Source organism: Microvirga sp. KLBC 81, from assembly GCF_003075415.1.
Classification (GTDB): Bacteria; Pseudomonadota; Alphaproteobacteria; order Rhizobiales; family Beijerinckiaceae; genus Microvirga.
On sequence record NZ_QDAH01000006.1, the window covers coordinates 165,796 to 185,392 of the forward strand.

The following is a 19,597-nucleotide window of genomic DNA, read 5'->3' on the forward strand; positions in this document are numbered from 1 at the left end:
TGAATCTACAAGGGGCAGAACAGGTATGGATCTCGGCTTCGCATCTGGGACGCAAGCGTCCTCCACAGCACACAATCCACAGCCGCACATTGCAACGGTCCTAATCTGCCCCAACACTCTTCTCAGCGCCGGCATCAGAAGCATGCTTTCCGGGACACGCTTTGCTGTCCTGTCTGCTGGGTCCCCAAGCACATCAGACGTATTCTCGGGGTCGGATCATGAACCGGCTCTTTATCTTGTCTGCGAAAGCCCGACACGTGATGGATATACCGCGACAATCGAGACACTGAAGACTCAGTGTCCATCTGCCCGGATCGTCGTGTTGGCTGACCACGTGGATCCCACATCCTTGGCTCTAGCCATACAGGTTGGTCTCAACGGGTTCTGCTTGACGACAATGGCTCGCGAAGCGCTGCTCAAGGCGCTTGAGCTGGTGATGCTGGGCGAAACCTTCGTCCCTGCAAACCTGCTCTTCGCAGCGTTCGGCGCGGCCTCGCGATATCAGCAACCCAAGCCTGGGGCGCCTGTTGCCCTCATCCCAGTGAACGACTTTGCTGCTGTAGCGACAGCAAACAAGCTGTCACGGCGAAAGACTCAGATCGTGCACTGTCTAACCCAGGGAGGCTCCAACAAGCTGATCGCGCGCGAACTTGGGTTGGCCGAAGCAACCGTCAAAGTTCACATCAAGTCGATCCTGCGAAAGATCAAGGCCACCAACCGGACCCAGGCGGCCATGTGGGCCTCTGAGCAAATGAACCTCGCCTGAAACCGCAGGATCAGCCCGGCTGGCATCCTGAGCCAGTTCAGCCGCTGATCTCGGTGCACACCACACATCTGAAGTCAGCACCTCTCGGAAGTGATGCTTCGGTCCGCTCATCCGGCTTAGGCAAAAGTCGCTAGGGGAGGGGAATTTCAGAGGCTGACATTGATATCGGTATTCCATACTCCTGCGACAATTGGGCGGCGCACAATCGCCTTTGTTCTGCGTTGGCCTTTGGCACGGTGGAGAATGTCAAAATGGAAGAGAAGTCTACAAGGCCGCCTGAGCAGAGCCGAAGGCGGACGCGGCATGATCCGCCGAGTATCGAGGATGCTGTCACGGCGGCCCAAGGTCTTACAGGCAACATCGACAGTCAGGTTGAAATCGCAGCCCAGTTGATGGGTTTGCCAGAGGACGAGGTCAGGCCGTTCGCGCTCAAGGGCTCTGTCCCCTCGCGCCTTTCCGTCGCAAGGTCCGCACCAATCCCGTCCAAGGTAGGACGTACGATCACAGTCGAGCGGAGAAGCCATCGTTCGCTTTTGACGAGAGCAGGAGGGCACCGCTGACAATTCAGGTGCGCCGAGCGCCCCTGAAAAAAGAAGAAGACCGTCTTAGGGAATGCCAGGAAGGCTCATGTCTCATCCAGGAGCTATGACATGGTCCTTCATTCCACATCTCAACTTGGCATTCCGTCGCCTGTCGAGCATCTCCCTGAACTGGGATGCGTGGCACAACAGAATAGGATGCCATCTGAGACAACTCAGGCATCATCTTCTGCCCACGGACGCAGAACGCGATAGGGAGTACCTTGAGGAGGCTTGTGGCCGCTATGATCTTGAACACCGGCTTCGAGAGCTGGATCGGCCTCGGCGAGCTGCCCGTGGGCCGTTTCATCCATTTGGAGACAGATAAAGCCAAAGTTCAAGCGGCTTGAGTAAGACCCGTGCCGTTCTGGGGCGGAAGCACGTTGCCTTCCTGTGTGACGATCTCCAGGGACGTTGCAGGTATCCTGTGTTGCCAAGGCGGTTTCAACGAACGGCTGCTTCGAGTACTTCGTGAAAGTCGTGCATTGGTCAGATCCAAAGGGCGTTGAGCAGACGCTCTGGGAAGGCGAGAAACCTGCCAGGCCAACAGAGCCACCAGCAGCCTGAAATGACCTCCGGGAAAGCCTATGAAAGTCGCATTTGAAAGGCTGCATGCCGGCTCTTTTGATATCAATGGATTTATAGATGGTTTATGAAAAAGCATTGCAGATTGCAGGGCGAAGGCTTGTCGACGGAGCGACCTTGGCTGAACTCAAGCAAGCATCGAAGGATCTGCGGGCCATGACGCCGGATAGCGCTCTGGCTGATCTGGTGGATGCCAAGATCAAACTCATTGAGAGCCGGCAAGGCACCTCACGCATTCCATGATTTTTGGGCGCAAATTGACCGGATCGAGCGGATGATCGAGAAGGGCTATGACGTGACCGAAGCCAAAGACCTGCTCCGGCAACTGGAGTTGATCCTCGACCAGTGGCACGTCCGGCGGCGGCTTATGTTGGATGCACCCGCTCATCGCTCAGTGATCGTCAAAAACCCGTCCTCTGCGAATTACGTCCGCCCATTCGAACAGGATCGGATCTGAGCCGTTGTCCTGTATCACCAGCCGATCCGACTACGTAGGCACTGGTGGCTGAGAGAGACGTGCGCTCCCGCCTGCAAACAGGGGCATCATCTTGGCTGCACCTCAGAACTCTCATCCCGACTACAGCCCACTCATCCGCAAGCTGGAGAGCATCTTCACCCTGACCGATGACGAGCGGCGGGCCCTCCTTAATCTGCCGATGCAGGTGGCCGTCCTCAAGGAGGATCAGGACATCGTGCGCGAGGGGGATCATCCCTCCCGGTCTTTCACAATCCTGAGCGGGTTTACCTGCACCTATAAGATGACCGGAGACGGCCAGCGCCAGATCGTGGCCTTCTGCATCCCGGGTGACGTTCCCGACGTGCAGAGCCTGCACCTGAAGGTTCTGGACATCAGTGTGGCCACCCTGACCCCGTGCAGCGTCGGCTTCATCACCCATGAGGATCTGTGGGATCTCTGCATGCGCTATCCCCGGATCGCCGCCGCCTTCTGGCGCGAGACGCTGGTGGAGGGAGCCATCTTCCGCGAGTGGGTGCTCAACGTCGGGCGGCGCGAAGCCTACCCGCGGATGGCGCACGTCCTATGCGAGCTGCTGGTGCGCCTGAGAGCGGTGGGGCTTGTCGAGGACCATGCCTGCAACCTGCCGATCACCCAAGGCGAGTTTGCCGATGCGCTCGGCGTCTCGACCGTTCACGTCAACCGAGTGCTTCAGGAACTGCGGGCTGACGGCCTGATCGAGCTGAAAGGCGACCGGCTGAAAGTTCCTGATTGGGAGAAGTTGAAGCAGGCCGGCGACTTTGACCCAACCTACCTTCATCTGGTGCAGGAGCGGCCAGTCGTATGACCCTCACCCTCCAGCCTGTGCGTGTTGCCAATGGCATTGATGAAGAGGGCATGCTGGTCTTCGATGCGGAGCAGCGGCTTATCGCGGTGCTGACCCAACTCGGCGACCAGTATGACGGCCTATCCGGCCATTGGTACCTGGAAGCAGGGTTCGGGCGCCTGGAAGGTCCGGATCACCCGACCTATGCTGATCTGGAGGCAGCCCAGGAATGGATCCGTCAGCGCCTCGCAAAGGCACGGTAGGCGGCTCGCGCTCGAATACGCTGCTTCGGGTTTCACAAAGGGCATTCCGCGTGATTTTACCTGTACCGCATCGAGGGCTCAGCGGGAGTATGGAGCGAACTCGAAATGTCTCCTGGCACTTCTCGGAAGTAAACCGCATCTCCGCGAAGGCCTGAACACCGGAAACGGTGAAGGGTAGGGGGTCCTAGTTTGACCCATAAGAGAGCCTAACCAAAGAGCAGTCCAGCGGGTCAGCCAGATTCACGCCCGTGAAGGGTGAGCCGCCTCATCGTCCAGCAGTGTTCCAATCAGGCGCAGCAGTTCCTGGTGTTCAGGCCCGCGCCCGGAACTCAGGAAGGCGCCAACCTCGATATGAGCAACATTGCCGCCAGAGGCCAAGTTGGCTTCGTGTCTCACGAAAACCTCGCCCGATGTATCCCGGATCAAATACCATCGATCCCATTCGGGCTGCTGTACAGCTTCCGTACCCTCGTCATCTTCAGATCCCTCACTGGAAGAAGGATAGCTGATGCACTCGCATTCGGGCTCCGGAATGCTGTAGCCGTTCCGGCTGCCTTTTCGGCCGCGCCTCTGATCAGCATACAGCGTTTTGCGGCCAGCCCTGTGGCAGACTTGAATAAGGCGAGAATACCGTCTGGCCTCCAAGCCGCCAGTGTTGAAATGTGCCTAGCCGCTCATCCCGTCACGTCTGTCTCCGGCCGGTCCTTTCCCTGAGAGACTTCTTCGTGCCAGTTACCCGCTTCATCCTGATACTCGATGTCCTCAGTCGTACCCGGCCGCCTCTGTCCTGCGGCAGCCCGCTCTGCAGCCTCGCGTGCTTCGTCATGGGTGGCGTAGCGTTCTGAGAAGACGTCCTCGACTTTGTAGGCCCACCCGCCCTCGTGTTCCACGATCCTGTAGTGAACATTGATCATAGCTATGCTCCCGTTGGCTTTCATGAACTCGAACAGCATACCAGGAGAGGGCAATTCTGGATTTAGGCGCTGGAGCGCTCTGGACTCCAGAAAAACACCTCATCACCACCTTGATCCAAGATCCGCAAGGCATCGGGCTTTTGCGGCATGTCCAATGTCTCGAAGAGAGACTGCGCTCTTACCTTTGCGTCCTCCAGATCCGTTGTGTCGTGCTCAACCCGGTCCAGAATGGCGTGGGCATCATCTGTATCTCGGATCCGAAAGAACTCGATGATAAACATCGCAAGAACTCCGTTCTACTAGGTGAACCGGTATGCCTTCCAGGCGGCTTGTCCCTTGAGAGTGATTTCATATCTGACCTCTGCCGTTCCATCGGCAAAGCGATACGGAACACCGATCAAATATCCGGCACGTGAGAGCGCTAGAGTTCGAGCCTCGCCACAACCGCGCGGGAACTTGCTCTCCTTCACCACCAACTCAGTCGCTCGTTCCGCTAGTACCCCAAGGAGATACATGTCTCGGTTATCGAGTTTCGGCTCTTCGTCATTCATGCTCAATCCATTCCAATGGCTTAAGACTGCCGTAGTTATTGCAGGAGAGAGGCGCGTCTTCAGCTGAACGTGTCGTCCATCTCTGGGAAAGAGGCCTGATCCGCTTTGTTGCGTGCGAGGAGCGCTTGTAAGACTGCCAATATGGCTTCATCCGCTGCGGCTGCCGCCAGCTCGAAGGCGGCGGCTGCGTAAGTCTCTGCATCATCAGCTTCAGCTTCGAGCAGATAAATCTTATCATGTGCCTTTCGTAGAACGTGGCTATCATGCAAACTGGACTTCTTTTCTGCCACCCACGTCTTTACCCTAACATTTGCCGCCTCAACTGCAGCACGGTGGTCGTAGATGCGTTGCTCGACACGATCGAGCTGGCTCTCAAGAGCGTCTTGAGAGTGATCGAAGGTCGCAACGCCATTTGACTTTAAAGATTCAAGTCGGCGATCCAGGCCGTGCAGCTTGATGCGAAGCTCATCGCAAAGGCGGCCTATTCTCTCGCTCATGCGAGGCTCCTTCCAGGTTAAGTTGCGGGGGAGAAGGCATGCATAGCCTAGCTCTCTCGTGCCCGCCATTCATGGCTGTACTGACTGACGATCCCGGTGCTGAAGACCTTGGCTCCTGAACCAGCGGCTTGGGCTCCCACCACTGCGGCATTTATGGCGGCAACGCGAGAGTCGTACTCACCATGATGTTTGCCATTCACGCGGATGCGCGAAGAACCGTGATGTTTGATGACGTAAAATTCGATCGACATAGATCGACATAAACGGATCTCCACATCTGTACTCTCGGAGCCAGGGAATTTGACCCCCGCTCCGAATTTGGTAGGGATTAAAACTGCTTGCCTGCCGTCCAGTTTTCGATGTCTGCCTTGGCAGTCTCATAAGGCAGGCCGTAGCGCACCTTCACCATGGCGATGAGCTGTTCCTCATTCTTGATCTGCGACAGATCCAAGGTGGTCAGGCAGCGACATTGCCGTTTCGCATCGCTGCGATACCTGGTCTTGCGGAGTACGGTCTCATTGCTTTCGCCGCCTCAAGTCAAACATCATAGCCTCCATGTCGGGGCTGGTCGCAGTGTGCAGCGACCGGTTCAAAGCTGCTTATTCAACGCCCAGTATTCGACATCTCTGGTCGCCTGCTCATGCATGAGGCTGTAGCTCTCCTCGACTCGTTCAGTGAGTTCCGATGTAGTTCGAACACCCAAGAGTTCAGGCGCCGTCAATCGCGGCCATCCCGCCTGTGCCGCGCTCACGAAGAGGGGGGTCAAACCGGGGCCATCGCGACGCTGATAATGCTCAAGGTCAAACATGTAGCGGCTGCTCAGACACATGAAAGCCTCCTCATAAGGCGTCTCTGGCACCAACCTTGGCCAAGAAACAGGACTTAAGAACCAATAAATGTTCTTAGGTTAAGATGGGGCAAAGAGTTCATTTTACATCGGTCTCCCAAAATAAATTTCACTTATTTCATAATAAATGTGTCGCTTGATACATATGAGAGTATATTGAGTTTAGATGCCAGCTAAATAATTAGGACAACTTGCTCAAAATTCGCACCCTTAATTACGGAAGGAGCGCGTGAAATGCTAAGTCACGCTCTTTCCTCGGCTCTGCTGATTGCAGGATGTTTTCTCGTCGACGAAGTCGGCATTCGAGAACGACCGTTCAAACACTCTCGTTCGCCAGGATGAAGGAGGACAAAATGCTCGATAACTCCCGCCAACCTTGGACCAATGATCCGCGGAACCTCACGCTCATCGTCGTTGTGATCGCAGTCCTAGCTGCCATGTCCCTCGTCGTTGCGCAGGGATGGTCATGGTGACAAAGCCGCAGAATGAAAGACTTCAAGAGGATCATGCCATGAGAACGCATCGCTACGCCGTAGGACAGCCCGTGAGCTACGCAGAGATTCATCCACCTCATGACATCTGGAGGGGTGGGTACGAAATCGTCTTCCTGCTTCCTGCTGGAGATCGCGAACCTCAGTATCAAATCCGCAGCGCCGATCAGACCTATGATCGGGTCGTCGGCGAGTCTCAGTTGCAGGAGGATCTCGGCGCGCGGGGACGATGCGGCTGAGTGAAACCCGGATACGGAAAACCCAGGTGGAGGGAAACTTTCCTTCGCGGCGCAATGCTGCTGAGTATGATCAGGTCAGGTACTTCGCCCAACAGCTTCGGGAGAGTGAGTTCAGCAAGTCTCGAAAGACGGATCCTATTATCCCGATGCCGCGGAACCGGTAATTTTCCCTCATCACGGGAATAATGACAGCATCTTACAGGACACAGCGAGACACAGGTTCCGATCCCTTGGGAATGTCACTCAACCCGGAAGTGGACCAGCTATGACGCCCAGTTTATCAGGATCTAACAATCTCGGCATAGATCAGTTTGATCTGGTCGAAATACAGTGAGCTCCCATTGCTGACCTTTATGTGAGCACTTTCACGGTACCGTTCCGGCAAGCCTTCCAGTGTGAAGACCACGGCATCTATTAGGTTGTCGAATTGCCGGACAGTTCCCGGATCTCCCGTCTGCTGCCTGGTTAGCTCGTCAGGAGCAGACCAGATGACCTGAGCAGGTTGGCTGATGTCAAGGTTGCTCATTGCTTCTACCCTCCCGGATGGACAGCCAAATCCGAATGCGGTGACGGGTCAGCAGAGAAGCAATATGCCAAGGTTTGATGATGTCACTGCTGCCGGTCACAATTCAGTGAACCCGAGGCATGCGGTCTTTCCGTACTGCCGCAAGGGCTCGGGCAAGCCTTGGGAAGTCTTGGACTCTGATCACACCGTCATAATCAGGCCAGAGGATAAGCTGGACGGGCGCGGCAAAGTCGACTGTCATGCAAGCATATGGCTCTTGCTGTGTGGCAGTATGGTGACCGACGAGAGATACAGAGCCATTCAAGAATTTATTGGCTGGCTTTTCCAAGGAACGCTGAAAAGGTGCGATGTTCTCAGGCTCCTTCATCCAAACAGGACATTAGCCATGTTTGACGAGAGATCAACGCTTCCACTTGCCTTCGTACCGAAACTCTGGGGCTGACTTTAGTTGATTGAGATCAGCGTTCATGGTGGCATGCCACTTGTTCTCGCCCTCCATATACCGGATCGATATCGATGAAGGATCCACGGCCACATATTTTTGTTCAACACCCAGGACCTCGCCGACCGACAGCACGATGCCGGAGATCTGGCCGCCTTCAAAGGCTATGTCCTCGATCTTACCCATCTCCTTGCCGCTAGCATTTTGGATATCCAGGCCGATCAGCCTTGAGCTTAGAATGGCATTGTTACTGATGGTGATGAACTGCGGCGCACTGGACGCTGCGGGAGTGCTCTGAGCCTGAGCCATACCTGCAAGACCGAGGGCGGCGATGAGAACCATAGGAGTGGAACAGTGCATCGGTATTCATCCTTGAAGTGGAGCCCAACACCAGTCTCGTTCAGGATAGTGGCCGATTTAGGAGCATTATCCGCTGCCGTGTAGCTGGAAGACTCACAATCTGGTGCGAGGGCAGGACGTCTGTACCCTCTGCGACCAAGAAATGCCGTGACAAACAACGGAAAACGTGGAGCGATCAAGACATCAGGCAGTGGCAGTGAGACTTTCTGTTAGGGAACTGAGTTGGGCTCACCATATACAAGCTCGGAGCCGCCAGATGCGCTCCTGAAGGAGCGTCTATGCGGATCATGATAGCGACTGCCGTGCTCGCCCTGGTAATGGCACCTCATTCTCTCTCTGCCAAGGACAGAGCGACACCAGATGCAGGGAACCCAAAGGTATCGGCGTCAAAGTCGTATACGGCTGAGGAATCGGCCGCGATGGGAAGAGCGGCCCGAGCCAAAGCCGAGGCGCAAGAACGGATCTGGGATCGCAAGATGAAGATTATCACCAGAGGCATCTGCACAGGCTGCTGAGCAGGGCGGGAAATGTTCGAAAGACGCTCGGCCCTTGATCTTAGGACCCGTCGTTGCAGGCGAGGAACGCTGCTGTCCGGATTTAATCTGAGCGCCCGGCGAACCGTAGTCCAGAGATCCCAAGCGTGTCGCTTCGGACAGCGAGCGGCATTTGCCAGTCTCCCTGTCAGGGCGGCAGATCCGCCGGAGGGCGAACGATCTCTCCGTAGCTCCTAGGCCCGGAAAGCGTTATCAAAAAGTCTGGTAGTATTGTATACTTTCGAAATGAGTAACGATCCGAAGAAGCCAAAGCAGCGTCAGGATCTCGAGCGGCGGGATAATGAGGGCGGTGCGCCTCGGTCAGGCCACCACTTCCGTGAGCGGAGTCCCCCATCTCCGCCCAAGGCAAAGCCGGCTCTCTACTACTTCAACGTCTGGACTGAGGACAGCCTCGTCGGAGATCCCGAAGGAGACGGGTATCCTGACCTTCAGGCCGTGCGAGCGGCTGCCATCGCCAAGGCTCGCGACATGATCACAGACGGCGATCACAAGGGTGAGGATCGGTGAAGCTGGCACATCGGGGTCATGGACAGAGCCAAGCAGCCTGTGTTGACCGTCATGTTCTCGGAAGCGCTTGATCCTAGGCCGAGCGGTTAGGCTGAGCGGATTCAGCCTCAGCGTGGCTGAGGCGCAGAAAGTGAGGCCGATATGAACAAAGGTTTTCTCAGAGCCGCCCAGGATGTTCTCAACGCGATCTGGAAAGCGATGAGGCGTCCGGAGGGGCACCACGCGCCGGCATCGAAGGTCAAGCTCGATGGGCGGCGGGGCTATGGAGACGGAGAAATCCCATCGCCCGATCAGAAGTCGGACGAGCAGTAATCTCGAGCGATGTCTCCCCTAAGGGACGAACACGAGGAACAGGAACGTCGCGAAAATCACGAGGTGCACGAAGCCGTAGAGAATGTTGGTTCGCCCAGTGCCGAAGGTGAGAAGGCTCGCAACAGCCGTGAGCATAAGCAGAACAGTATCTTCGCCATCAAGTCCCAACACGACGTCCCTCTGGAGCGTGAGGTTGACCGCCGCAACTGCGGGGATAGTCAGGCTGATGGTGGCAAGCGACGATCCCAGCGCCAGATTGAGGCTCTTCTGCAGCTGATTTGCCCGCGCCGCCCGAACCGCCGCCACGCTCTCCGGCAACAGGACCAACAAGGCCACAACGACCCCCACGACGGCTTCAGGGGCACCAACGAGCGTCGTGCCGACCTCCACGACAGCGGCAAACATTTTCGAGAGCAGGATGACGGCGCTGAGCGACAGGACGAGCAGAGTCGCGCTCACCACAACGGCGCGGTTCTGAGGTGTGTCTGAGCTTGCATCGAAACCCTCTGTGTCGAGCACAAGGAAGTAGTCCCTGTCGCGCACGGCCTGGATGTAGAGGAACACACCATAGAGTGCCAAGGTGATCAGGATCACGAAGACGAGTTGGCCGGGCGAATAGAACGGCCCGAGGCGAGCCTCGGTGTAGTTCGGCAGAACGAGAGTGAGGGTTGCGAGCACGATAAGGACGACAAGATATGCGCTTGCGCCCGTCACGCGAAAGCCCTGCTCACGATAGCGTATTCCACCGAGCAGGATGCAGAGACCCACGAGGCCATTGCCGACGATCATGATCACCGAAAACACTGTGTCACGGGCAAGCGCCGGGCTGCTCTCGCCGCCCAGCATGATGGAGGTGATGAGTGCGACCTCAATCACCGTCACAGCAACGGTAAGAACGAGAGTGCCGTAGGGCTCCCCAGTGCGGCGCGCGATCACCTCAGCATGGTGAACCGCCGCGAACACGGCGCCGATCAGGAGAGGGAACAGTGCGGCAGCGAGGAAGATCCCACTTGGCGAGGAGATGGTGTCACCGCTGAAGCCATAAGCGGAGGCGAGCGCAAAGAAGAACAACGCGGTGGCGGGGAGCACCCACACTGAATGGGCCACTAATCTGCTGAACTTGAACATGCCTTTGCTTTCCGCCTTTGAGCAACTGAGATCCTTGGACGGCGCCCGAGAACAGAAGCTGTAAGACAAAGCTCTATGGACGGTGGGCCGCGGCGGCGATGGAATTGTAACGCCGGAATCAGGCCGCGACGAGAACTGAACCCCTGTACGTTGCAGACAGGATCGCAGGACCGATCAGGTCGCGCAGTTGCGCGTTATCTCTCGCCACGTCACGATCTAGGGTGGAATGATGACGCAGAACCAGACCCTCGCCCTCGCCATACTGGCCGGAATGATGGTTCTGTTCGTTTCGGGACGGCTGCGCTACGATCTCGTCGCCGTCATGGCTCTCTTGGCCGCAGTGTTCACCGGCATTGTGCCGCATAAGGCAGCCTTCTCCGGCTTCGGGGATGACATCGTCATCATTGTCGCGAGCGCGCTGATCGTCAGTGCGGCGGTCGAGCGCTCCGGCGTGCTGGAAGCTGCCCTCCATCGGGTGTCACCTTACATCGCGTCTGTGCAGGGCCAGATCGTGGTCCTTGTGATAGTGGTCACAATCCTGTCCGCCTTCGTCAAGAACATCGGCGCGCTCGCGATGATGATTCCCGTCGCATTCCAGTTGGCGCGTCGCTCCAATGCCTCACCCTCGTATTTTCTCATGCCGATGGCGTTCGGCTCGCTGCTCGGGGGCCTGATCACTCTCGTCGGTACCTCGCCCAACATCATCGTCTCCCGCGTGCGCGAGGAATTGACAGGGCAGCCTTTCGGCATGTTCGACTTCACCCCGGTCGGCCTCGGCCTTGCGGCAGCCGGCGTGGCGTTCCTGGCCTTCGGCTACCGGCTTTTGCCCGGCGGCCGCAAAGCTGTCGCGACCATGGACGAGGCCATCGATCTCACCGATTATACGACGGAAGCGCGGTTGACCGCGAAATCACCGGTTATCGGACAAACGGTCAGCGATCTGGTCAAGCTCTGTGACAGTGAAGTTCTGGTGACTGGCCTCGTTCGGAACAAGACTGAGCGTACGACGCCTCTGCCGGATGCTGTCCTCCGCAAAGACGACATTGTTCTCCTGGAGGGCGATCCGGAAGCGCTTGAGCGGGCCGTCGCCCGTGCTCACCTGGAGCTCGAAGGTGACGACCGCCCCACGGAAGGCAAGGGTGCAGATGAGGAGATCGGAGGAATCGAGGCCGTGGTTGGGCCGACCTCAATGCTGATTGGCCAAACGGCCAAGCGTATGGCGTTGCACGAGCGCTTCAACATCAATCTCCTCGCAGTCAGTCGCAGTGGCGTACGGTTTACCGAGCGTTTGCGGGACATCACCTTGCGAACCGGCGACGTTGTCGTGCTCAAGGGTGATCTTACGCGGCTACCGGACAAGCTGAAAGAACTAGGCTGTCTGCCGCTGGCCGAGCGGGAAATCCGTCTAGGCAATGTCCGGCAGGGTCTCGTTCCAGTAGTGGTCCTGGGAGGGGCCATGGTGCTCACGGCCGTCGGGATGCTGCCTGTCGCCACCGCCTTCTTCACCGCCGCCGTCTTGACGGTCCTGTTTGGAGCGCTCTCGCTCCGCGAGGCTTACGAAGCGGTCGATTGGCCGATCCTGGTGATGCTGGGGGCCCTCATTCCCGTCAGCGAGGCGATCCGCACGACCGGTGGCGCCGATCTCATGGCCGGGTGGCTCTCGCTGCTTGCCAGCACCTTGCCATCCTATGGAGCACTGGTGCTGATCATGGTCGTGGCCATGGCTGTGACGCCGTTCCTGAACAATGCGGCGACGGTGCTGGTGATGGCTCCCATCGCGGCGACCTTTGCCGGGCAGCTCGGCTATAAACCTGACGCCTTTCTCATGGCGGTTGCGGTGGGCGCAGCCTGCGACTTCCTCACGCCCATTGGACACCAGTGCAACACGCTGGTGATGGGGCCGGGTGGATACCGCTTTGGCGACTACTGGAGGTTGGGGTTACCGCTCTCCTTCATCGTTGTCCTGCTTGGCGTGCCGCTCATCCTGCTCGTGTGGCCACTGATTTGACGAGTGCCCTGGGCTCTAGCTTCTTAATCTGCACGCGCATTCGTTCACTATGCCGCCTTGACTGATCCTATTGCTTCTTCCGAGTTCTTGTAAAACTTAAATAAAGTCATATCTAATATTTATCGACTTTGGTCAGATCACTGGGCCGTTTGCCTTCGATCATTAGGCGTGTGCTCTGGGAATTCTCCTCAAAATTCGACTGAACCAGACAGGCCGCAATCCATGCGCCTGACTGCGTGCACACGCCAGTGAAAGGGCATTCCGATGATTATGGGCACAGTTAAGTTCTACAATGGTCAAACTCGTTGCTGCTTTGCATTCGTCTCAAACAGGAATCACAACAGCAGCATGCCCCAAGGGCGCAGCGATTGATCTGCTTGGGTGCGACGGGTCTAAGTTCTGTAAAGGCGCATAGGTGTTCCAGCACTTCCTTGATGGACGCTCTGCCCTCTCATGTGGCCCCAGCCGAACACCGAACACATGGCATCCGACCAGATCGTGAGAACGCCAAAAGCCCCTTGCCACGCAGGCACCGTCTACACAGGGCTTTCTGCCAGTTCCGCAGTCTCGACACGGTAGATAGAAGAGGGCCAAGGCGGCACACCTCGGTCCTCTTTCGGATTCATCTTTGCTGAGTACTCAGAAGCCCTAGGCGGCACGGTGGGCCTTTTTCGTCTGAGCCGTGAGTGTCTGGCTGGCCTCATTCGCCACCCGTGTGGCGACCTCGGCAATCCGGCGAGTGCTCTCAAAGGTCTGCTCCAGATTGTCCCGCATAAGGTTGCTCTGGACAGTCATGAAGTCTGGAATGGATCGGCAGCGTGCCAGCGCGCCGAGATCATCGAGATTCTTCTGCAGGCGCTCCTGCATGAGACTGAAGCACTCGCGAGAGAGGTCCTGGGCCCCGCGTGTCAGCATGGCGCTGGCTTGGGCAGCCAGCTCAAGGTTCTGGGATCCCTGACGGGTGAGATCCTCACCTCTCTCGCCCATGAGGTCATAGGCCTGAGTCACCTGATCTGTGAAACGCTGAGCGCTCGCAGAGGCCAAGTGTAGACTGGACCGCATGGGATCTTGTGTTTTTTTCGTGTGATGGGCTGTATTTCGATCGGTGGACATGTGTTTTCCTAAAATAGATAAATACAATTGCTAATAATCATAGCCTTACAAGCCATGCTTTAGCTTCTTGTACTTAAGGTTTATTTATTTTCGGCTGAATAATAATCGTACAAAATTGAGTTTTTAGTGAGGCGGATAACAGGGTTTACTATTATCGGATTCATCTGATTTCGGGTGCATACTCTGCACCAGACCAGCTCAAGGTCGTTCGATGAGCGGGCTTCGGCGCCATGACCCTCTAGTAATCCAACCCGTCAGACGCTGGGGACAAAAGAACCCGCGGGCAAGACCCAGAGCTGGATCAGCATGCAGGGGAGGGTGAGGCGTTGCCCCCTTCGAAGCTACGGACAGCCTAAGCACGGAAAGGCTATCCGGGTTGTCGCCAGATCACAGCTGAGACAGCCTTCGGCCCTGGCAGCGAGATTTGACCGAGTCTGGGCGCAAAGGTGAGCCATGGACCAGTAAGAGGCACCGGCCGTACTACGGCGCTCGGGGCTGTCTCGTTTCGCGACGGATGTTTTCTAGCTCATTACGGCTATGTTCCATTTCCCGCCGGACTGCGCCGATATCCCGGCGCAAGTCTTCGATCGAGCGTGTAATCTGCTGCGTCAGCTCCCGCAGGTCACCGCGAGTAATCGATGCGTCAGTACTATCCTGCTGAACGCTCGCGCAATCCGGTGTGCCGTCACGGCGGTAGCGGAGGCTCAGGGTATCTCCCACCTTGAGATACACACACCGTGTGTCCGGGTCGCGCCATGTCGATGGCGGGGTCTCTTGTGCCGTGGCTGCGGTCGCGAAGGCAAACAGCCCAGCAATGATTGCGATTTTGATCATCAATCCTCCCTGTGAGGATGTGGGGCCGTGTGCCGGGAAGTCCATGTTGGTCCGGTAGACACTGCCTCAGTGAAAGAGCACGGCGTCCGCTGTGGACATGAGCCTCCCGTTGCCTGAATGGCGGACCGGATAACCGACCTATCCCTGACCACGGCTGAGGCTTCAGCCGTTTTGGTCTGGAAGGTAGCGGTTTGCGGAACAGGGCAAGACTGCTGGTGTTACTTTAAGGGCAGCCCCGGAGGTTGATATGAAGGACCAAGAGATGGTGCTCTCGATTATCGTCAACGCCATCCAATTCACCCTCCAGCACGCGCAGAAGGCTTCCGGTCATCCCGGATCTGTCATATCGCCGGAGGAGCGAGTGGATATCGCAAGAGCAGTCTTAACTGCCCTTTCTGAACAAGGTTTCCAGGTCACACGGGCACCATCGGAGCCGCGCTAATCCACCACCAGGCGAAGAGGGTTCGGCAAAGAACATTCCTTTAGAAGGGTACATTCCAATGAGTACGAAAACTCGCCCAAGCCCGCCTAAGCTCAAGCCCAACAACGGCATCTCACGATGGGATAACGAGGGAGGCGCTCCTTCGTCTGGCGATCGGTCACGTAAGCAGGGTGGCAAGACCCAAAAACTCGGCAGGCCTGCCAAGAAGGCGTCCTGACGTCCCAACAGATCCGATAAGGACCTCAAACCTGCTGATCCAGCACCAGGAACTCAACATCGCTGGCGGCCTGCTCATGGGAGAGATTGTATCCCTCCTCGACTCTTCCGATGAGTTCTGACGTGGTTCGGAGCCCCGTTAATTCTGCCGTCATCAGCCGTAACCAGGTCGCCTACGCCATCTGCACTCTATTACAGCGCAATCAAACGCTGCCCCTGTTGCAGTCGCTTGCTCTCGTGAGGATCGGCCGAAGTGATGGCTGGCCTTAACTTCGTTGGCGTTGATCACGCGGGTCAAGAGGTCTTGCAGGGTCTTGCACGGTCTCGCGCTCCCGTTCCGAAAGGGCAGCCATCACTCGATCCCGCACAGCAAAGATCGCCAGGTATAATGTCGTGTAGAGATCAAGCCCTGCTGGGGTCAGGCTGAGAAGGCGCAACTCGCGTCCGCGTTTCCCCTGTGTCCGGATGACGAAGCCGCGAAGCTCAAAGTGCCGGACCAATCGCTGGACACTCGCGAGGTCAAGCCGATCCGCTCAACCAGTTGCCGTTCGTCGATGTTCACGCAGCACGGTGATGTGCAAAGATGCTATCGCTTACCACGGGACGGTTTCGCTGGCGCACTACCTTTGCCTTGGCTCACGAAGGGTGACGCTGCTACGGCGATCTTCGGTTTCTCCTTCTTCGGCTTTTTCGCCTCACGGTTTCCACGTCGCTCTCCCTTGGCCATCGCTTGTCTCCTTTATCGGTCAGTTTGTGGAAAATTGGCTCGGTCGTGGGCCGCTCTGTCGAGCAGATGATCAAAGTCAGCCATCACCTGATCAATCAGCTTGCGACGGCGTGGATCGGTGGCGTCGGCGCTCTGCGCAAAGAGGCCGAGCAGATAGCGTGCCTTCTCGACTGCCTCTGGCCAATCAGCGGCAGGGGCGGCCGCGAGCATATCTTCGAGTGCTGTCTGTCTCGTGCGCAGCGCTTCCTGATCAGCCTCAACCTCGGCTCGCAGACGTCGAAGGTCAGTGGCCTTCTGAGCTGCCATGCCGCGGTGAGCGTCAAGATTGGTCGGATGATCAACCATGGTGTAGTTCCTCCTTGCCGATCTCCTGCGCGCCCAGATGCGAACACACCGCCGGCAACACTGTCGTATTTATGTCTTCGTCGCCAGCCGGCAGGGCACCTAAGCTCGCTCTGCCAGAAGCCGCGCCAGCGTCCTTGCTACTTGAACGTTCTGATCGACAGGCTCAGGTGCTACGAGATGCCATTCGTGTGCTCGAAGAGCCCAGCCCACATCCGAGAGGCTACCGAGCGGCTCGTGCGGCCAAGCGGGCTCGCCCGTTGTGGTGAGGATCATGAATTGCCGTGACGTCTTCATCCCAACGCGGACGACGTACAGAGTCTCGTCGCCCTGTCGAAGCAGCGCGACTGGATCGTAGATCCGCGATTCACGAAAGAAGGTGTCGTCGCTGGTCAAATGCGTGATACCTGGGCCGTGATCTCGCTTTCGCGCACCGCGCGTTCACCGAAACCGGACGATTTGATCCGGTACGAGACCTCCCCCGTCTGGTCAGCCGGCATGAGGCGGGTCACCTCGTAGATGCCGCTTGAACTTGCACGTTTATCCGAGAAGTTCGGATGGGTGATGCGGACCAATTGATGCACTTTATACTTGTGCGACATTCATTCCTCCTGGAACTCAACTGTTGTCGGGAAGGGTAGGGCGGATAACCGCTACCGGGTGTTTGGGGGTACAAACAAAAAAGCCGCCCCACGGGGGAGCGGCTTCGAGGCTTAGCGGCGCAGGCCTATGTCCTGAACCGATCATCAAGGTCACGCCGTTTCGATGTTGTTGACGGCGATCTTGCCCGAGCGGCGGTCCTCCGCCGTGTCAAAGGCAACCTTCTGACCTTCGACGAGGTTGCGCATACCGGCGCGCTCAAGAGCAGTGGCATGGACGAACACGTCCTTGCTGCCATCGTTCGGTTGAATGAAGCCGAAGCCCTTCATGTCGTTATAGAATTTCACAGTGCCCATGATCATGGGGGTAGCCTTTCGCGATTGTTGTAGATGCACGTGAGCGAAGGCGCGCAAAAGCACAGCCTTAACTCGGTTTCTCGATGTAATGGTAAGAGAGTCCGAACGTGCGCCTGGCAGAACCAAAAGCGAAACGACCCGATTGTCCGGCCAATATCCGATAAAAACTATATAGGTCTTTTCGTGGATAATAACAAGTGCTGTCTGTCTTTGCTTTTTATATAGACGGAATTTACAGGCTTCGATGCAATTCAAAGGCAAGACTTTGCTTAACAGCGGCCGCGGCGGCCGCGGCGGCCGCGATATTTGCCAGACCCATCAGTACACATTCACTCACTGCCGCCTGTTTGGACAGTCGGGGAACGCGTCTAAAGTTTGCGGTGCGTCCTAACGGCGAGCGAGACTATTCATCGGAGGGGATTCAGACACGCGATACGGAAGTGGTATCGCTATGTACGCCCGCAGCCCGTCTGGTTCGTAGGAGATCATCGTCCCGGCACCGATCTGATTGTTCAGCACACGTTCGAGAAGCTGGGAGCCAAAGCCCTTCCGGGTTGGAGAGCTGATAGCAGGACCGTTCCGTTCAACCCACTTGATCGTGAGTTCGCGGTGGTCCTGATCCTCCACAAGAGCCCACGACACCGCAACAGAGCCGCCCAGTACAGACAATGCTCCATACTTGACGGCGTTTGTCGTCAGTTCATGGATGGCCATTCCTAGTGAGATGGCGGTGGTTGATGGCAGCTCAACAGCAGGACCGTCGAGGAGCACCCGGCAGGGGGAGCCGTCATCGTAAGGCTCCAGCTCATTGCACAGAAGGTTTCGGATAGAGATTGCCTGCCACTCGTCTTCCGCAAGGCTCGAATGAGTTCGCGTCAATGCCATGATCCTGCCCGTGAAGGCCTGCTGGAACTCCTCAATCGTTGTTGAGGCGCGAGCGGTCGAGCCCATGATCGCTTGAACAGTCGCCAGCATGTTCTTGACCCGGTGGTGCAGCTCGCGAACCAGAAGGGCCTGCTGGTCCTCCGCGCGCTTTCTGTCGGTAATGTCCACCAGCATGTTCACCGCGCCCACCAGCTTGCCTGATGCATCGTGCAGTGGGGTTGGAAACGGGATGAACGGGACACGGATGCCATCCGGGCGCTCGGCGACGGCTTCCGCGCCCCTGATCGCACGGTTCTCCTTGAGGGCGACCGCCATCGGGCACTCATCGTGTGGCAGAGGAGTTCCGTCTGGCCAGAAGAGCAGCCAAGACCCGCACCACTCACTCTTGCCGAGCTCCGGCTGACATCCCCACAACTCAGCGGCGGCTTCGTTGTAAAAGGTGATGCGCCCGGCTGCGTCCGTCGTGTACACCGCCGCCGGCAGGGCATCGAGGAGCTGCCGGAACCGGCGGTCGCGCGCCCGCTCCCGGAGCTCCTCTTCGGCAGGATTGCGTTTCTCAGAGCCTCGCTCGCCGTGCTGCCCTTCGGCATGCTCATTGAGCACTCGCTCAAACTCGGATTCAAGGCGGGTGAGATGGAGTTCTTGGTTTGGCATGAGAGCCCCCAGCATCAGCCGGGGCCAAACCTGGCTGCTGAATAACCTCTAACAACTCACCGAGTCAGGAGAAGTTCCGGGTGGCGCGGCTTGCCACGGTCCCGCAGAAGGCGGCTGTTACAGCAATCCGGGCAGACGTTGATCTAACGGCACGTGGGCTTCGCCCGTTCGTAAACGTTTCCGCGTATTCCACGCGTAGATCCGATGATGCGAGTGCGGCATATACGCGGACCGTCTTCCACACTCCCCATTATAGGCTCAGGCGCAGCCCTTGGTGCATGGCCAAGTAACCGGCGTCCTTCGGCTTCGAACCTGCCTGCCCATCTTTCCAAGTCGCTCCTTTATCTTTCGCGAGAACGTCGGCTCCTGGCACTTCTCGGCCCTAAGGCCTTGGTCAGGAGTTCGAACCAGACATTTTGGAGGGGCCGGGGCTATCCCTTGTCCTATCCGACATCAGGATCCTGCGATAGTGTCGATCCACTGACCAAACAGATCAGCAGTTTCTAGGCTGTAGTGACGATTTAAGGCAGGGGATTCCCAAGAGGACGCAAATCAGATTCAAGGCTGACTTTTTGGAGGT

The 19,597-nt window shown here is 57.3% G+C and carries 26 protein-coding genes; 9 read left to right on the top strand and 17 right to left on the bottom strand.

What is annotated here, in order from left to right; all coding sequences use genetic code 11:
- Nucleotides 1-436 precede the first annotated feature (436 nt).
- From DC522_RS34690 to DC522_RS06950, 5 genes are all read left to right on the top strand, one after another.
- A complete protein-coding gene (locus DC522_RS34690; RefSeq protein WP_165820074.1) occupies nt 437-766 on the top strand; it encodes a response regulator transcription factor in 330 nt (109 codons plus the stop codon).
- A gap of 1,223 nt (nt 767-1,989) precedes the next feature.
- Nucleotides 1,990-2,172, top strand: a complete 183-nt coding sequence (locus DC522_RS06935; RefSeq protein WP_116527955.1) for a hypothetical protein — start codon at nt 1,990-1,992, stop codon at nt 2,170-2,172.
- 31 nt (nt 2,173-2,203) lie between these two features.
- On the top strand, nt 2,204-2,386 hold the full coding sequence (locus DC522_RS06940) for a hypothetical protein (RefSeq protein WP_116527956.1): 183 nt from the start codon (nt 2,204-2,206) through the stop codon (nt 2,384-2,386).
- Between the two features lie 91 nt (nt 2,387-2,477).
- Nucleotides 2,478-3,230 carry a Crp/Fnr family transcriptional regulator gene (locus DC522_RS06945; protein WP_245444022.1) on the top strand — a complete coding sequence of 251 codons (753 nt, stop codon included), beginning with the start codon at nt 2,478-2,480 and terminating at the stop codon, nt 3,228-3,230.
- The gene (locus DC522_RS06950; protein ID WP_116527957.1) at nt 3,227-3,472 is read left to right on the top strand and encodes a hypothetical protein; all 246 of its coding nucleotides are present in this window, start codon (nt 3,227-3,229) and stop codon (nt 3,470-3,472) included. The genes DC522_RS06945 and DC522_RS06950 overlap by 4 nt, the downstream gene beginning before the upstream one ends.
- 240 nt (nt 3,473-3,712) lie before the next feature.
- On the opposite strand, the gene DC522_RS06955 is transcribed toward DC522_RS06950, so the two are convergent.
- The 7 genes from DC522_RS06955 to DC522_RS06985 form a co-directional block, all read right to left on the bottom strand.
- On the bottom strand, nt 3,713-3,868 hold the full coding sequence (locus DC522_RS06955; RefSeq protein WP_245444023.1) for a hypothetical protein: 156 nt from the start codon (nt 3,866-3,868) through the stop codon (nt 3,713-3,715).
- 278 nt (nt 3,869-4,146) lie between these two features.
- Entirely contained in the window at nt 4,147-4,386 is a 240-nt protein-coding gene (locus tag DC522_RS06960; protein ID WP_116528004.1) for a DUF2188 domain-containing protein, read from the bottom strand.
- Between the two features lie 62 nt (nt 4,387-4,448).
- Nucleotides 4,449-4,667, bottom strand: a complete 219-nt coding sequence (locus tag DC522_RS06965; protein WP_116527959.1) for a hypothetical protein — start codon at nt 4,665-4,667, stop codon at nt 4,449-4,451.
- Nucleotides 4,668-4,685: 18 nt separating this feature from the next.
- Nucleotides 4,686-4,937, bottom strand: coding sequence for a hypothetical protein (locus tag DC522_RS34695; RefSeq protein ID WP_116527960.1), 252 nt, complete (start codon nt 4,935-4,937; stop codon nt 4,686-4,688).
- Between the two features lie 59 nt (nt 4,938-4,996).
- A complete protein-coding gene (locus tag DC522_RS06975) occupies nt 4,997-5,434 on the bottom strand; it encodes a hypothetical protein (RefSeq protein ID WP_116527961.1) in 438 nt (145 codons plus the stop codon).
- Nucleotides 5,435-5,762: 328 nt separating this feature from the next.
- A complete protein-coding gene (locus tag DC522_RS36815) occupies nt 5,763-5,885 on the bottom strand; it encodes a hypothetical protein (protein WP_256369839.1) in 123 nt (40 codons plus the stop codon).
- Between the two features lie 138 nt (nt 5,886-6,023).
- Nucleotides 6,024-6,263, bottom strand: coding sequence for a hypothetical protein (locus tag DC522_RS06985; RefSeq protein ID WP_116527963.1), 240 nt, complete (start codon nt 6,261-6,263; stop codon nt 6,024-6,026).
- A gap of 529 nt (nt 6,264-6,792) precedes the next feature.
- Between DC522_RS06985 and DC522_RS06990 the strand changes: the two genes are divergently transcribed.
- Complete coding sequence (locus DC522_RS06990; RefSeq protein ID WP_133239246.1) at nt 6,793-7,011, top strand: hypothetical protein; 219 nt, start codon at nt 6,793-6,795, stop codon at nt 7,009-7,011.
- 280 nt (nt 7,012-7,291) lie between these two features.
- On the opposite strand, the gene DC522_RS06995 is transcribed toward DC522_RS06990, so the two are convergent.
- Together DC522_RS06995 and DC522_RS07000 are read right to left on the bottom strand one after the other, a co-directional pair.
- Nucleotides 7,292-7,537 carry a hypothetical protein gene (locus DC522_RS06995; RefSeq protein WP_116527965.1) on the bottom strand — a complete coding sequence of 82 codons (246 nt, stop codon included), beginning with the start codon at nt 7,535-7,537 and terminating at the stop codon, nt 7,292-7,294.
- A 400-nt stretch (nt 7,538-7,937) separates the two neighbouring features.
- Nucleotides 7,938-8,339 carry a PRC-barrel domain-containing protein gene (locus tag DC522_RS07000; RefSeq protein ID WP_116527966.1) on the bottom strand — a complete coding sequence of 134 codons (402 nt, stop codon included), beginning with the start codon at nt 8,337-8,339 and terminating at the stop codon, nt 7,938-7,940.
- A gap of 779 nt (nt 8,340-9,118) precedes the next feature.
- Here DC522_RS07000 and DC522_RS07010 point away from each other — a divergent pair.
- Both DC522_RS07010 and DC522_RS34700 read left to right on the top strand, forming a co-directional pair.
- On the top strand, nt 9,119-9,400 hold the full coding sequence (locus tag DC522_RS07010) for a hypothetical protein (protein WP_116527968.1): 282 nt from the start codon (nt 9,119-9,121) through the stop codon (nt 9,398-9,400).
- Nucleotides 9,401-9,541: 141 nt separating this feature from the next.
- The gene (locus DC522_RS34700; protein ID WP_165820076.1) at nt 9,542-9,712 is read left to right on the top strand and encodes a hypothetical protein; all 171 of its coding nucleotides are present in this window, start codon (nt 9,542-9,544) and stop codon (nt 9,710-9,712) included.
- A gap of 18 nt (nt 9,713-9,730) precedes the next feature.
- Here DC522_RS34700 and DC522_RS07015 read toward each other — a convergent pair whose 3' ends face one another.
- Nucleotides 9,731-10,840: a calcium:proton antiporter gene (locus DC522_RS07015; protein WP_116527969.1), complete on the bottom strand. Its 1,110-nt coding sequence runs from the start codon at nt 10,838-10,840 to the stop codon at nt 9,731-9,733.
- 229 nt (nt 10,841-11,069) lie between these two features.
- Here DC522_RS07015 and DC522_RS07020 point away from each other — a divergent pair, with 229 nt between their 5' ends.
- Nucleotides 11,070-12,848 (top strand): SLC13 family permease, encoded by a 1,779-nt coding sequence (locus DC522_RS07020; RefSeq protein WP_116528005.1) that lies wholly within the window; start codon nt 11,070-11,072, stop codon nt 12,846-12,848.
- Nucleotides 12,849-13,496: 648 nt separating this feature from the next.
- Here the strand turns inward: DC522_RS07020 and DC522_RS07025 are convergent.
- The 7 genes from DC522_RS07025 to DC522_RS07060 form a co-directional block, all read right to left on the bottom strand.
- Nucleotides 13,497-13,910 (bottom strand): phasin family protein, encoded by a 414-nt coding sequence (locus DC522_RS07025; RefSeq protein WP_165820077.1) that lies wholly within the window; start codon nt 13,908-13,910, stop codon nt 13,497-13,499.
- A 531-nt stretch (nt 13,911-14,441) separates the two neighbouring features.
- Nucleotides 14,442-14,795 (bottom strand): hypothetical protein, encoded by a 354-nt coding sequence (locus tag DC522_RS07030; protein ID WP_116527971.1) that lies wholly within the window; start codon nt 14,793-14,795, stop codon nt 14,442-14,444.
- Between the two features lie 1,397 nt (nt 14,796-16,192).
- On the bottom strand, nt 16,193-16,525 hold the full coding sequence (locus tag DC522_RS07040; RefSeq protein WP_116527973.1) for a hypothetical protein: 333 nt from the start codon (nt 16,523-16,525) through the stop codon (nt 16,193-16,195).
- A 99-nt stretch (nt 16,526-16,624) separates the two neighbouring features.
- Nucleotides 16,625-16,918 (bottom strand): hypothetical protein, encoded by a 294-nt coding sequence (locus DC522_RS07045; protein ID WP_116527974.1) that lies wholly within the window; start codon nt 16,916-16,918, stop codon nt 16,625-16,627.
- Entirely contained in the window at nt 16,915-17,124 is a 210-nt protein-coding gene (locus DC522_RS07050; protein WP_116527975.1) for a hypothetical protein, read from the bottom strand. Before DC522_RS07050 ends, DC522_RS07045 begins: the two co-directional genes overlap by 4 nt.
- Nucleotides 17,125-17,274: 150 nt before the next feature.
- Entirely contained in the window at nt 17,275-17,484 is a 210-nt protein-coding gene (locus tag DC522_RS07055) for a cold-shock protein (protein ID WP_116527976.1), read from the bottom strand.
- A gap of 381 nt (nt 17,485-17,865) precedes the next feature.
- On the bottom strand, nt 17,866-19,017 hold the full coding sequence (locus tag DC522_RS07060) for a sensor histidine kinase (RefSeq protein ID WP_165820078.1): 1,152 nt from the start codon (nt 19,015-19,017) through the stop codon (nt 17,866-17,868).
- Between the last annotated feature and the right edge of the window lie 580 nt (nt 19,018-19,597).

What these genes read in the sequence shown, in the direction of transcription:
- DC522_RS34690 (WP_165820074.1), top strand. Translation starts at nt 437, where the DNA reads ATGCTGGGCGAAACCTTCGTCCCTGCAAACCTGCTCTTCGCAGCGTTC.
- DC522_RS06935 (WP_116527955.1), top strand. Translation starts at nt 1,990, where the DNA reads ATGGTTTATGAAAAAGCATTGCAGATTGCAGGGCGAAGGCTTGTCGAC.
- DC522_RS06940 (WP_116527956.1), top strand. Translation starts at nt 2,204, where the DNA reads ATGATCGAGAAGGGCTATGACGTGACCGAAGCCAAAGACCTGCTCCGG.
- DC522_RS06950 (WP_116527957.1), top strand. Translation starts at nt 3,227, where the DNA reads ATGACCCTCACCCTCCAGCCTGTGCGTGTTGCCAATGGCATTGATGAA.
- DC522_RS06960 (WP_116528004.1), bottom strand. Translation starts at nt 4,386, where the DNA reads ATGATCAATGTTCACTACAGGATCGTGGAACACGAGGGCGGGTGGGCC.
- DC522_RS06965 (WP_116527959.1), bottom strand. Translation starts at nt 4,667, where the DNA reads ATGTTTATCATCGAGTTCTTTCGGATCCGAGATACAGATGATGCCCAC.
- DC522_RS34695 (WP_116527960.1), bottom strand. Translation starts at nt 4,937, where the DNA reads ATGAATGACGAAGAGCCGAAACTCGATAACCGAGACATGTATCTCCTT.
- DC522_RS06975 (WP_116527961.1), bottom strand. Translation starts at nt 5,434, where the DNA reads ATGAGCGAGAGAATAGGCCGCCTTTGCGATGAGCTTCGCATCAAGCTG.
- DC522_RS06985 (WP_116527963.1), bottom strand. Translation starts at nt 6,263, where the DNA reads ATGTGTCTGAGCAGCCGCTACATGTTTGACCTTGAGCATTATCAGCGT.
- DC522_RS06990 (WP_133239246.1), top strand. Translation starts at nt 6,793, where the DNA reads ATGAGAACGCATCGCTACGCCGTAGGACAGCCCGTGAGCTACGCAGAG.
- DC522_RS06995 (WP_116527965.1), bottom strand. Translation starts at nt 7,537, where the DNA reads ATGAGCAACCTTGACATCAGCCAACCTGCTCAGGTCATCTGGTCTGCT.
- DC522_RS07000 (WP_116527966.1), bottom strand. Translation starts at nt 8,339, where the DNA reads ATGCACTGTTCCACTCCTATGGTTCTCATCGCCGCCCTCGGTCTTGCA.
- DC522_RS07010 (WP_116527968.1), top strand. Translation starts at nt 9,119, where the DNA reads ATGAGTAACGATCCGAAGAAGCCAAAGCAGCGTCAGGATCTCGAGCGG.
- DC522_RS34700 (WP_165820076.1), top strand. Translation starts at nt 9,542, where the DNA reads ATGAACAAAGGTTTTCTCAGAGCCGCCCAGGATGTTCTCAACGCGATC.
- DC522_RS07015 (WP_116527969.1), bottom strand. Translation starts at nt 10,840, where the DNA reads ATGTTCAAGTTCAGCAGATTAGTGGCCCATTCAGTGTGGGTGCTCCCC.
- DC522_RS07020 (WP_116528005.1), top strand. Translation starts at nt 11,070, where the DNA reads ATGACGCAGAACCAGACCCTCGCCCTCGCCATACTGGCCGGAATGATG.
- DC522_RS07025 (WP_165820077.1), bottom strand. Translation starts at nt 13,910, where the DNA reads ATGCGGTCCAGTCTACACTTGGCCTCTGCGAGCGCTCAGCGTTTCACA.
- DC522_RS07030 (WP_116527971.1), bottom strand. Translation starts at nt 14,795, where the DNA reads ATGATCAAAATCGCAATCATTGCTGGGCTGTTTGCCTTCGCGACCGCA.
- DC522_RS07040 (WP_116527973.1), bottom strand. Translation starts at nt 16,525, where the DNA reads ATGGTTGATCATCCGACCAATCTTGACGCTCACCGCGGCATGGCAGCT.
- DC522_RS07050 (WP_116527975.1), bottom strand. Translation starts at nt 17,124, where the DNA reads ATGTCGCACAAGTATAAAGTGCATCAATTGGTCCGCATCACCCATCCG.
- DC522_RS07055 (WP_116527976.1), bottom strand. Translation starts at nt 17,484, where the DNA reads ATGATCATGGGCACTGTGAAATTCTATAACGACATGAAGGGCTTCGGC.
- DC522_RS07060 (WP_165820078.1), bottom strand. Translation starts at nt 19,017, where the DNA reads ATGCCAAACCAAGAACTCCATCTCACCCGCCTTGAATCCGAGTTTGAG.